Origin of the sequence: Vibrio sp. Of14-4, from assembly GCF_022347625.1 — a bacterium.
GTDB lineage: Bacteria > Pseudomonadota > Gammaproteobacteria > Enterobacterales > Vibrionaceae > Vibrio > Vibrio pristinus.
In genome coordinates, this window is the sequence record NZ_JAKRGI010000001.1 from 109,210 (window position 1) to 119,457 (window position 10,248).

Sequence of the window (10,248 nt, forward strand, 5' to 3'; positions counted from 1 at the left end):
TAATCGGATTTAATCTGAGCTATGACTCAAGAGCTACTTTTTCATAAGACCTACCTACATCCCACAAGTGATGAATGGGTTGTGTTCGTTCATGGAGCTGGAGGAAGCTCCTCTATCTGGTTCAAGCAAATCAAGGCTTATCGTCAACACTTTAATTTGCTATTGGTCGATCTCCGTGGACATGGTCAGTCTCGTCCGCTTATCAAAGATCTCATCTCAAATCGTTATACGTTTAAATCAGTGACTGCAGATATACTTAAAGTTTTAGATCATCTAAAAATAGGATCGGCGCATTTTGTCGGTATGTCACTCGGGACCATCATAGTAAGAAATTTAGCTGAAATGTCAGCAGATAGAGTTAAGTCTATGGTTTTAGGCGGTGCTGTTACCAGACTGAACACTCGTTCTCAGATACTGGCAAAATTGGGCAACTTATTTAAACACATAGTCCCATACATATGGTTGTATAGTCTATTCGCTTATATTGTCATGCCTCAAAAGGCGCAGAAAGAATCTCGTCATTTGTTTATTCGAGAGGCAAAAAAGCTTTGCCAGAAGGAGTTTAAACGTTGGTTTATTTTAACAACGGACGTGAATCCTCTTATGCGTTACTTTAAAGATAAAGAGTTACCTATTCCGACTCTCTACTTGATGGGAGAATTGGATTACATGTTTCTGCCGCCAGTCAAAGAGATGGTTGCTGTCCATGACAGAAGTACTTTATTTGAGATCCCAAATTGTGGCCATGTATGCAATATTGAGCGGCCTGAAGTTTTTAACCAATATTCTATAGAGTTTATTCAAAAACTTTCACATCAATGATAGGCCTAGTCATTGTTATGATTGAATGATTTAAAGGTAAGATCACCGTTTTATAGGATTGCTCATGATCTTCTGATGTAATCAATCTGCCAGTATCTAGTGCTGCCCTCGTAAAGCTCACCACCTAGTTCATTTTCTTTGATATGGTACCCATTTCTTCTTAATAATCAGCTTTTTATATTTATTTTCTTGCATTTATACTAATTTTTGTTTTATCAATAGGTGTGAATGTTATTCATTTGGCCTTATAAAACTGAAATTAAATCCTTTTATATCAGGTATTTATACTTGAAATGTAATTAAATTAATATATGTGTATATGATTTTTACTGAATGACCTATACATTCTAACTTATTGTTTATTAGAGGTTATTAGTTACCCTGATGTACTAAAGTAGCGGTTGTACTTATTCATCATGCTTTTCTTGCTACTTGCTCTGGCTTTGAGTGAGTGTTTTTAATCTTCATTTATAGTTGGGTGGACTTACCTTATGCATCAATCTAAGTGTTTTATTGATTCAAAGTACCTATTAACACTGATAAAAGTGGCGAAATATCGTAGTGTAACAGCTGCTGCTGAGTCACTATTTATGACTCAGCCTGCGGTATCTCAGCAAATAAAAAAAATTGAAAGTACAGTAGGTGTTGAAGTCTTTGACAGACGGGGTGGTTTTGAGCTGACTCAACATGGAAAAATTCTTTTAGAGCATGCCAAAAAGATGCTAAGCATGAATGAAAGCTTATTTGAGCAGTTAAAGAGCGTTAACTTAGGTCGCCGACTTGATATTGCGGTGGAAGATGTATTTTGCCCCAGAGTCATCGAATGTATTTTGAAAGAGTTTAAAGCCTTGGATTATCGAGAGCTTTCCTTTACCAGCTTCAGTCTTGAACATTGTCCTCCAGTGGAAGAATATGACCTTATATTTACGACAGAAAGATTACCTAAAGGTCGAGGGACATCGCATCACTTGGACACGGTTAGTCATAGTATTGTGCGTTCTAAAACTTGTTCTAGTTCTCCAACAAGGGTCGTTTTTTCAAGCACTTTGACTAAGTCATATGTCAGAAATGTCCTCATGGATCATAAAATCCCACTGGATAATATTACTTATTGGCATGCTACGAGTTCTTCAACCCTTATAAATAGCGAGCTTGAATTACCCGGCACTGTGGTCGTATGTCCTGACTGGTCTGTGACGAGTGAAGGGTATGTAAAAACACCCCTATCTCAACTAATCAATATGTACGTATGGAGCAGTGATAATGGAGTAACTAAAATTGCCTCATCTGATGTTCCAACACGCGCACTTCATCTATGTAAATAAGCTAAGTAATTGGCACTGAAGGTCAAAATGTCGATTTTTAGTGTTAGTTACTTTTGTTCAATGTGGTTGTTGATTTTTTGTTATGATATAACATATCATATTTAGCGATGGTATTGATGGTGGTTACCTTAGATTTTTTGATGTTAGGTACCCCCATCTAATTGGGAAGTTCGCTTATAAATAGGGAGACCTCATGCTTCAGGTTATGAAAACACCAACGGAATTAACAATGCCTATAGCTGAATCGCCAAGTGTATTGAGTGAAATATACCGAGATGAGCATAACATTGCTGTATGGGAACGAGACCTTCCTAATAAACTGATTCATGGTATCAAGCATATGTTGATTCATGAGTCTAATTTGGCGTTAGTTCAAACAGTTACGCCTAGTAATGTAGATGACTGGATAATGCATAAGTTATCAAACTATGAATGTGCAGAGCTACTTGCTAAAGACATTGCGTTAATCGTTGATATGTTCTGTTGTTTGTTTGATTTGGGTGAAGCAGGGCTAAGACTCACCAGTATAAATAAACCTATGTGTCCAAAATTTCACGTTGATCATGTCCCTTGCCGTTTAGTTTCAACTTATACCGGTACTGCCACAGAATGGCATGGAAACGATGGTTTGGACCGCAGCAAATTGGGTGCTGGTAGCTTGGGGAAACCTGATCACTTATCTGGTTTATATAGTGAACAGTCGGCAATAAACAGATTGTCTACTGGAGATGTGGCTTTGTTGAAGGGAAGTGGCTGGGAGGGGAATGAAAGTCGCGGGTTGGTACATCGTTCACCTCAGAACCTTAATCAAGAACCTAGACTCCTACTGACACTAGATATGGTTTAATCAGATAGTGACTATCTTTTAGCAAATTATCTTACAAATGTCTTACTATAGACTATCAACAGACTTCAACTTTTTTGATGTGAGCTTACATAAATCTGGAAAGGTCTAATGTCAAAAAAGAAATACAATGATTAAATTCTTTCATGTTTAAAAATTATTTTTTTTCAAACTGAATTAAATTAATAAAGGTTCATGAACACAGTTTTATTTTTATTGTGTCTATATAATCCTCTGATAGGATTTATTTATGGATATGATAATGGAAGTCAACTCAAGTTTTTCACCCTCTGCTAGTAGTATAGTGAATCGCTCAGAAAAAAGTTCTCATCAGCCGTCTTTTAATATCAAAAAAGTATTTAACTGCTGTTTGCCTGCGCAAGAATTAAACTCAAATGAAGAACACTTAAGCAACTTAGAATATGGTGTGCTTGATAAGCCTAAGGTCGCTCATACCATCCAAGTTTTTACTCATAATAATGCAAACCAAACAATGAGTAGCGATATGTGTGAATCGATTCTTACTAGTACATCAGATATTGTTTTTATATCTACAGAAGAAATGAAGAATCTATCAGGAGTAATGAGAGAGACTATTAATGGCTCTAAGTATGTGATTGTCTATAATAGTGCCCAAAAAATGCTGACAGTCACCAAACCTAAAGAGCTGTTTTCCTTGTTCACCAATCCTGCATCAACCGCTCAGATTACACTGGTTAAAAAAGGGATAGCAGCACCTATTATTATTGATAAGTTAACTTATAGGGACGTGCTTAATAATCCAAATAAAGGTGGAACTATCACTATACAAAGCATTGGTAGCATGAAAGTTGCCATGGTAAATATTCATCTTGACTCAAAAGATCAAGATGAAAGAAAAAAAGAAATAAATGATTTGTTATGCAAAATTAATAACAAACATACTGATATAGATCATATTATTATTGCTGGTGATTTTAATACTCGAAATAGAAAAGTTGATGGGCGAATAGTTAGAGCATTACAAGATAAAGAAAGTTTTAGATCTGAGCTGGGAGTTCCTCCTCAATATGAAATCACCTTGCCAATGATATCCCCACAGGAGAATACATATAAGTGGGAAGCAAGCTTAAATGCTGAGGCCAAGCAAGGCTCCAAAAGACAGAAAAACGGAGAAATGCAAACCGGGTACCTTGATGGCGTTGTTATTCTTACGCAAAAAGATGAGACACTAAAGAGAAGTATAATCGTACCTGAGGGTAACTCGATTGTTGGACCCTCATATGGCAGTGATCATCGTTCAGTTAGTGCGAAGTTCGCAATAGAGAAGATACGTTCGTCCTAAAAGATTGAAGCGAAAACGAATGAAGCGCCTTCAGTGCGCTTTATTCATAGAGGTCAGATTCGTCTCTATTGATCTCGCTACATTTCCAACACAACCCAAATTGCTGTTCATTGAGCTCTCCACATTGGGTGCACTGCCATTTTAAATCTGATGGTGTTTTTTGTTGATACTGTTCGATGATTGACAGCGCTTGCTTATGTTGACTGATATTCAAAAGCCAAACACAGGGGGAGGTACTATCATCGAAAGGAAGTTCTCCTTGTAGCCCTACGATTCCATCTCCTCTGACTTGGCAATGTATTTGCTGTGATTTTAGAAGTTCACAGACTATATGAACTTCTATTACATTAGCGGTTGAGAAAATTTTCAAAACTAACTCTCATTTTGAGTTTGTGTCGCTCCTTTGAATTTTCCCATCACCCATTTAGTGACTACTGGGAATAGCCCAAGTAGAGCAAATGATAGTAATACCGGAGCAGATACGATACCCGATAGGCTTTCTATTTGTGCCAATTGTGTGCCTGCATTGAGATAAACCGCGGTACCCGGCAGCATTCCCAATTGGCTTACCAGGTAAAAACGAGCAGTAGATATTGGTGTTAGCCCCATTAGAAGGTTTATTAGGAAGAAAGGAAATACAGGTATTAGGCGAAGCGAAAATAAATAGAATGCCCCATCTCTAGCCACTCCGTCATTGATTGCTTTTAATTTGTCGCCAAATTTGGTTTGCACCCAATCTCGAAGTAAAAAACGACTGCTGAGAAAGGCGAGAGTCGCACCTATGGTGCTTGCAAATGAGACAAGTAAAAGACTGGCCCAAAAGCCGAATAAAGCCGCACCTAGAAGCGTCACAACGGCAGCGCCTGGAATGGAGAAAGCAGTAATGGCGACATAGGCAAGAAAATAACTTATAGCGGCTAGTGCAAAGTTGTTATTTATAAACTCAGATAGCGAGGCTTGTTGAGCTTTAGCATTTTCTAAAGTGAGATATTGACCAAAGTTAATGCCAAGAAACACAATCAGTCCGACGAGCAGAACTCCTAACACGAGTTTTTTATTCATAGAGGCTTCCTAAATATGAGTAAAGGGATATGAAAATAAGAACAGTTGAAAAGAAGTAAAATTTCAAACAGAAAATAAAAAAGCCAACCTAGCTGGCTGACTTAGTTTCAAAGCATGTTGTGATTAGCTATTAAGAAGACTTTCTAACTCCGCTCTGCGAGTAGTAGGAATAACTGACCAATGTTTGCCTTTTATAGCGCCTTCTAAAGCCCAGAGCAACTCAATTGACACCTCTGCAGGGTGCGTTGCTTGAATCGCCTTAAACGCCTTTACTGACCCTATTTGTTCTAAATTTTCGACGCTATCGATTCCGGCTTTCTTTAACATACGTTCTGTTGCCAGTCGAAGGTTAGGTAAGTCTTTAAGTCGAGTCGGCCTAGCTTTAGCTTGTGTCGTCTTTTCTTTCTTGGCCACTTCTAGAGAGCGATAGGCTAAAGAAAGCGCTCGCTCCTCACAAGTTGCAATGTCATCAGTTAACGCAAAGTATTTTGTAACAACGGGGAACCCACGTTTTTTATATACGTATGGTGTTAAGCCCTCAGTTTTAAATTGATTGGCTAGTTTGTCATCGGCGCGGATGTGTAGCTTATCGTTAACGACTAATGCGAACATTATGTCGTCTGCGAAGATGCCGAATCCGCCGAACATTGAGCGCGATTTTATCTGACCAAGCTGATCAAAAAGTCGCATCGATTCTTTAAGTATTGGTTTATCCATGCTGTTTTATCTCGGTGTATATTTTATTATACGCCACCAAAGCCAGGTCCGAGAGATTAGCAAAATAATGCAGGTAAAATGTTGATAAAGAAGTCATACATTTTTTAGAACAGACACATGTGGCTACCGAAACATCAAATCACTAGTCCATGTATTGTTTTAAACGGTATGATAGTTTGCATTTTTGCCCATCGGCAACTCCGCTACCTTTCAGTTCCCTGAGTCAGGCCGGAAGCTTTGCGTCCCACTCTTTCGAGTTGGTTTGCCCTGTTCGTGGCATTAGTCGAACAATTTAAGAATAAATAAGATTTGAGGTAAGTATCACAACGTGATTGAATAAGTGTGATATCGATCCAAATATTTTGTGTCAAAATGATAGAGTCGGCTAATAGTTTAACTTATCAGCCGGTTCGTATTCATTCACTTAGATTGTAAACCGTATCACGAATCACAATCTCTGGATGCATTTCGAAAACACGCTTTTCATGCTCTTTATCTTTGATACGTTCCAAAAGAATTTCAAACGCATTTTTGCCTACGCGACGTTTAGGTTGGTGCACAGTAGTAAGTGGTGGAGAGAAGTATTCAGCGAGCTCTATATTGTCATAGCCGATAACTGAAATCTGTTCAGGTATTTTAATTCCTTTTTGCTGCAGTCTGCTCATTAGACCAAGAGCCATAGTATCATTGAAACAAAAGACAGCCGTTGGTTTGTTATCCATTGCGACAATTTTATCTGCGGCGAGCACGGCAGTATCGCATTCGAAGTTGCCTTCGAGAATCCAGTCCTCGTTAATTTTTAAGTTAGCTTCACTCATTGCTCGGCGAAACCCTTGTATACGTTCTTGGCACGCTGCTTTCTCAAAGTGCCCACTAAGACATGCGATATCTTTATGACCGTGTTCAATTAGGAATTTTGTTGCTAGATAGCCGCCTTCTTCGGAGTTATCGATTATTTTATCGGCTTGAGAGCTTTCTGGACCCCAGTCCATGATGACTTTAGGGATATCCTTTTGGCGGTCAAGCATTTCACTGAGTTCTTCGGTTAGGTCGGAACACATTACTAGAATACCATCAACACGTTTTTCGGCGAGCATACGTATATAATCACGTTGCTTCTCATATATTCCACCAGTGTTACACAGTATGAGAGTATAGCCTTGGCGGTAACAATAGCTCTCTACACCATCGATGACTTCAGAAAAGAAAAGATTAGTAGATTGAGTGACAAGCATGCCAATAGTACGGGTACTGTTACACTTTAGGCTTCTCGCTACAGCGCTTGGAGCATAGTTTAATTCAGTCACTGCCTCCATCACTTTTTCTTGAGTTGCTTCTGCAACAAAGCGAGTTTTATTTATTACATGAGAAACAGTTGTTGTCGACACGCCGGCTAAGCGTGCTACGTCTTTGATAGTGGCCATAAGGTTCTGTCCTGTCGATGACTGCCGTGAACTTGCATCAAAAATTTGTGTAAGTGGGCAGTAAGTATCAGAAACACAAAAACCGCCCTATTTAGCGGTTTATCTCTAGTTCTGTCAGTTTTTATCGTTTTCGTTCTCGATTTTATATCGCAAAGGCTTTAAGGGCAAACAAAAACCTAAATTCTAGTAGGCTTTCCATCACATATTTGTGTCTAATTACTCACCTTTTAGAAATGAGTAATCCTGTTTGATAAACGCAAGAGTGACTTCTGTCACTGATGCATAAAAGCCGAAATTATCCAGTTTCTGACACTTATCTACAAACGAGGGGATCCAAGAGAGAAGACGGGCTTCAATAAATTGTGCTTGTTCCTGCATCGAAGTTTCCATCTCCTTCGGTTGCATTAGCTTGTTGGAGCAAATGATTAGGTGGCCGAGAAAGTCTAATTCTACAGCAATGTGATCAGCCGGCTCATTAAGGCTTTTATTCACCTCTATTTGATACTGGTACATTAAGTTTTCCATTTCTGTGGCAGGTATATCATTGAGCAGTCCTGAATCGCCAATATAGATAGATGCGTAGGGTAGGGCAGAATCTTTATCGGATTTAAGAAACAGATTACAAAAGTCAGCCGCTAGTTCGAGTTGGGCATTGTTCCTGCTGAGCACACGATTAAGCGCATCTATTAGTTTGTTTATATATGGCCTTAAATGCTCATTCTGCCCAAGCGCTGTTAGGAAGGCGCGAACTTGGGGGGAATGGTACTCTTCAAGTACCTCAGCAGAAAGTTCTCTGGCGAATAAACTTGATAACCACCAATAGATTTCGGCGCGCTTCTCATTTAAGGATTTGATGTCGTCCATTAGATAATACTCTCCACAGTTATGTAAGCTATCTGGGATAAAACTTGTGTTATCCATAAAATATCAGTTCGGTGTCGTTTAGGTTGTTTCAAATCAAAAAAAGAGTGCGTATGCACTTATAACCGACACAAATACTAGAATTATGACAGCTTATGAATAGAATACGAGTCAATAGGTTAGGTGTATGCAGTGGTGTAAATGGGTTATCACGTATTAATTGTCGAAGATGACGCAGTGACTCGTAGTAAATTAGTTGGCTATTTTCAGCATGAAGGTTATCGAGTATTTGAAGCTGAAAATGGTGAAGAGATGCGCGAATTAATAAAAAGCAGCAGTATTGACTTAGTGCTACTGGATATTAATCTGCCAGGTGAAGATGGACTTTTGCTGACTCGTGAACTTAGAAGCCAGTCAGATATAGGGATCATCTTAGTGACTGGGCGTACTGAAAACATAGATAAGATCGTTGGCCTGGAAATGGGAGCTGATGACTATGTGACCAAACCCTTTGAATTGAGAGAGTTAGTGGTTCGAGTCAAAAATTTACTCTGGCGCATAGGCTCTGCTCGCCAAGCTAAACCGGCTGCAAGTGCTAATAAGTTAGTTCGTTTTGCGCACTGGACATTCGATATACCAAGGCGCTCTTTAACAAAAGAAGGTAAGCCTGTGAAACTGACTAAGGCAGAGTATGAGTTGTTGGTGGCGCTATCTTCTTATCCCAATCAGGTACTAAGTCGTGAGAAAATTCTTAATATGATCAGCCACAGGGTTGCAGCACCTAATGACCGCACGATAGATGTTCTCATTAGACGGATGAGAGCCAAAATGGAATGTGATCCCAAAAACCCTCAGCTATTTGTTACAGTGCATGGCGAAGGCTATATGTTCGCGGGAGACTAAAATAAAGAGTATACCGAGATATGCTCGGTATACAAAGAATGTTAGGCGTCGCCATCAGATACAGGGTTATCAGAGGCTATTCCTGCCTTGTGGTCATTGTTTGAAGCCCAGTCGCGCAGAGTTTGCCATATCAATCCGAGCGTTTCATGCCAGTAAATTTCAGTTTGTTCGAGGTAAACTGCTTTGGGCGAATATTTGGCCCAGGCTTGTTCTACATTGCGTTGAGCGAGATAGTTAGTTGGTGCTGGATAGGGCTTTAATCCTGCAGAGTAAAACTCATTTAGCGCTCTTCTCATATGACTCGCTGATGTCACAATAACGAGCTTTTTCCGTTTTACAAATGCTGCGGCTTGCCGAGCCTCTTCCCACGTATCTCTCGCTGTTTCCAACAAAATAATATCGGATTTGGCAACGCCTAAGGCTAGCGCTACTTTTGCCATCATCCTAGCGTTGCTGACATCAGATCCCCCAGCATACCCAGATAAAATCAATTTTGAACCGGGATACATTCTCATCACTCTTATCCCTTCGGAAAGTCGCATTAGGCCGGTTCGGCTGAGTTCGGAAGTCGGGGGAATCTTATCGTCTACCACATGCCCACTACCAAGAACCATAACGTAATCTATGGTGTCATCTACTGGAAAGAATGCGGTATATTGACGTTCTAGGGGGAGAAGAAGCCTTGATGCAATAGGCTGAAAAGAGATCAGAAAAATACCGACAAAGGAAAAGAGAACGACAAAACACCCAGTTTTTTGCTTTCGAGTAAACATAATGAGTGTCAGGCCGACAATCCCGATCATCAGCATGAGTGGTAAAGGCATTAACAGTGATGACACCACTTTTTTAAGCTCAAACATACTTAAATAGTCCGAAAAAACACCAATTGGTTTCAATTTAAGAGAATCTTTCTTTATATCTGCTTTCTATGTGACAAAATAGCAGAATGACACGACATAATAACTT

11 protein-coding genes and 1 riboswitch are annotated in these 10,248 nt (G+C 39.4%); of the genes, 5 read left to right on the forward strand and 6 right to left on the reverse strand.

The annotated features are described in order from the left end of the window. Nucleotides 1–21: 21 nt before the first annotated feature. The 4 genes from MHN79_RS00490 (at nt 22) to MHN79_RS00505 (ending at nt 4,315) form a co-directional block, all read left to right on the forward strand. The gene (locus MHN79_RS00490; RefSeq protein WP_160926657.1) at nt 22–822 is read left to right on the forward strand and encodes an alpha/beta hydrolase; all 801 of its coding nucleotides are present in this window, start codon (nt 22–24) and stop codon (nt 820–822) included. Between the two features lie 491 nt (nt 823–1,313). Continuing rightward, on the forward strand, nt 1,314–2,147 hold the full coding sequence (locus MHN79_RS00495; RefSeq protein ID WP_160926659.1) for a LysR family transcriptional regulator: 834 nt from the start codon (nt 1,314–1,316) through the stop codon (nt 2,145–2,147). Nucleotides 2,148–2,340: 193 nt separating this feature from the next. Then, the gene (locus tag MHN79_RS00500; RefSeq protein WP_239171228.1) at nt 2,341–2,994 is read left to right on the forward strand and encodes a DUF1826 domain-containing protein; all 654 of its coding nucleotides are present in this window, start codon (nt 2,341–2,343) and stop codon (nt 2,992–2,994) included. Between the two features lie 247 nt (nt 2,995–3,241). Continuing rightward, nucleotides 3,242–4,315, forward strand: a complete 1,074-nt coding sequence (locus MHN79_RS00505) for a hypothetical protein (RefSeq protein ID WP_239171229.1) — start codon at nt 3,242–3,244, stop codon at nt 4,313–4,315. A 40-nt stretch (nt 4,316–4,355) separates the two neighbouring features. Here the strand turns inward: MHN79_RS00505 and MHN79_RS00510 are convergent, their stop codons facing one another. From MHN79_RS00510 to torD, 5 genes are all read right to left on the reverse strand, one after another. Beyond that, on the reverse strand, nt 4,356–4,685 hold the full coding sequence (locus tag MHN79_RS00510) for a DUF2007 domain-containing protein (RefSeq protein ID WP_239171230.1): 330 nt from the start codon (nt 4,683–4,685) through the stop codon (nt 4,356–4,358). Nucleotides 4,686–4,687: 2 nt separating this feature from the next. Beyond that, nucleotides 4,688–5,377, reverse strand: a complete 690-nt coding sequence (locus MHN79_RS00515; protein WP_239171231.1) for a TVP38/TMEM64 family protein — start codon at nt 5,375–5,377, stop codon at nt 4,688–4,690. 123 nt (nt 5,378–5,500) lie between these two features. Further along, complete coding sequence (locus MHN79_RS00520; protein WP_239171232.1) at nt 5,501–6,094, reverse strand: TfoX/Sxy family DNA transformation protein; 594 nt, start codon at nt 6,092–6,094, stop codon at nt 5,501–5,503. A gap of 190 nt (nt 6,095–6,284) precedes the next feature. Then, a riboswitch (cyclic di-GMP riboswitch) is annotated at nt 6,285–6,371 on the reverse strand. A gap of 139 nt (nt 6,372–6,510) precedes the next feature. Further along, on the reverse strand, nt 6,511–7,518 hold the full coding sequence (purR, locus tag MHN79_RS00525; RefSeq protein WP_160926671.1) for an HTH-type transcriptional repressor PurR: 1,008 nt from the start codon (nt 7,516–7,518) through the stop codon (nt 6,511–6,513). Between the two features lie 216 nt (nt 7,519–7,734). Continuing rightward, on the reverse strand, nt 7,735–8,382 hold the full coding sequence (gene torD, locus MHN79_RS00530; protein WP_239171504.1) for a molecular chaperone TorD: 648 nt from the start codon (nt 8,380–8,382) through the stop codon (nt 7,735–7,737). A gap of 198 nt (nt 8,383–8,580) precedes the next feature. On the opposite strand from torD, the gene torR reads away from it, so the two are divergent. Further along, on the forward strand, nt 8,581–9,282 hold the full coding sequence (gene torR / locus MHN79_RS00535; RefSeq protein ID WP_239171233.1) for a two-component system response regulator TorR: 702 nt from the start codon (nt 8,581–8,583) through the stop codon (nt 9,280–9,282). Nucleotides 9,283–9,323: 41 nt separating this feature from the next. Here the strand turns inward: torR and elyC are convergent, their stop codons facing one another. Further along, nucleotides 9,324–10,142, reverse strand: coding sequence for an envelope biogenesis factor ElyC (gene elyC / locus MHN79_RS00540; protein ID WP_239171234.1), 819 nt, complete (start codon nt 10,140–10,142; stop codon nt 9,324–9,326). Nucleotides 10,143–10,248 lie beyond the last annotated feature (106 nt).

Excerpts from the sequence above, each read along its gene's own strand:
- MHN79_RS00490 (WP_160926657.1), top strand. The coding sequence starts at position 22 with ATGACTCAAGAGCTACTTTTTCATAAGACCTACCTACATCCCACAAGT.
- MHN79_RS00495 (WP_160926659.1), top strand. The coding sequence starts at position 1,314 with ATGCATCAATCTAAGTGTTTTATTGATTCAAAGTACCTATTAACACTG.
- MHN79_RS00500 (WP_239171228.1), top strand. The coding sequence starts at position 2,341 with ATGCTTCAGGTTATGAAAACACCAACGGAATTAACAATGCCTATAGCT.
- MHN79_RS00505 (WP_239171229.1), top strand. The coding sequence starts at position 3,242 with ATGGATATGATAATGGAAGTCAACTCAAGTTTTTCACCCTCTGCTAGT.
- MHN79_RS00515 (WP_239171231.1), bottom strand. The coding sequence starts at position 5,377 with ATGAATAAAAAACTCGTGTTAGGAGTTCTGCTCGTCGGACTGATTGTG.
- MHN79_RS00520 (WP_239171232.1), bottom strand. The coding sequence starts at position 6,094 with ATGGATAAACCAATACTTAAAGAATCGATGCGACTTTTTGATCAGCTT.
- purR (WP_160926671.1), bottom strand. The coding sequence starts at position 7,518 with ATGGCCACTATCAAAGACGTAGCACGCTTAGCCGGCGTGTCGACAACA.
- torD (WP_239171504.1), bottom strand. The coding sequence starts at position 8,382 with ATGGACGACATCAAATCCTTAAATGAGAAGCGCGCCGAAATCTATTGG.
- torR (WP_239171233.1), top strand. The coding sequence starts at position 8,581 with ATGGGTTATCACGTATTAATTGTCGAAGATGACGCAGTGACTCGTAGT.
- elyC (WP_239171234.1), bottom strand. The coding sequence starts at position 10,142 with ATGTTTGAGCTTAAAAAAGTGGTGTCATCACTGTTAATGCCTTTACCA.